This is a genomic window from Vibrio sp. 10N.222.46.A1, assembly GCF_041473595.1.
GTDB lineage: Bacteria > Pseudomonadota > Gammaproteobacteria > Enterobacterales > Vibrionaceae > Vibrio > Vibrio tasmaniensis_A.
This window is the reverse complement of record NZ_JBFRSN010000564.1, coordinates 1-712: the sequence shown is the minus strand read 5'-3', so window position 1 is coordinate 712 and position 712 is coordinate 1. Positions and strand designations below refer to the sequence as shown.

Below are 712 nucleotides of genomic sequence, written 5' to 3'. Positions count from 1 at the left end.
CAGTTTCCTCAACGGAGTTCTGACCAAGTATACAAACGATATAAAGAACTATTGGCCATTAACCAATACTCAGAGCCTGGTGGGATAATCACGTCGATGATGTAACCTCTATTGCCTGGATAATAAATACCAATGGAAAAATTCTCATCATCAACATAAAATTTTGCTGCTTCACCTGTTTGAGTCAAAGACCTAAAACTAATATGCACTTGAATCGGAAAGTTATTGGTGTTGGTGTATCGAACATTGAAAACGCGCGTGGTGAGCGTTCGGCGATGACACCATGTTTGTCCTGAACTAAAACCAGACTTGAAATTGCTTAGAGCCTTTTGAGTAATGACGAGCTCAGAGCTTGTTCCATTGGGGCTATCGGTGAAGAACTTTTTTATTCCTCGCCAAAATTGCGGTATTTTTATGTGTTTATTAACCATTGATTCGCTGTCAATGTCTTCATCTGTAGCGGCATTACTCTTTGGCTCAGCCAGTGCCAAACCACCTTTAACCCGCCAATCAACCACTGAACCATCAGCATTTATTCCGGCCAATTTTGCGACGTAGTGCTGCTCACCATTCTCATCGACATAATCGGTTAGCTCGGTTCTAGAAACTAAAATAGTAACTTTGTTTTCCCAGACTGACAGCGCTGTCCCTTGACGAACTACATCGACATATAAGCCATTTGGTTTAGTCGTGATGGTTTGCAGCACTTCCC

General features: G+C 42.0%; 1 pseudogene. It reads right to left on the bottom strand.

The annotated features are described in order from the left end of the window. Positions 1–8 precede the first annotated feature (8 nt). Positions 9–712, bottom strand: a pseudogene (locus AB4496_RS16040) (hypothetical protein); the annotation flags it as partial.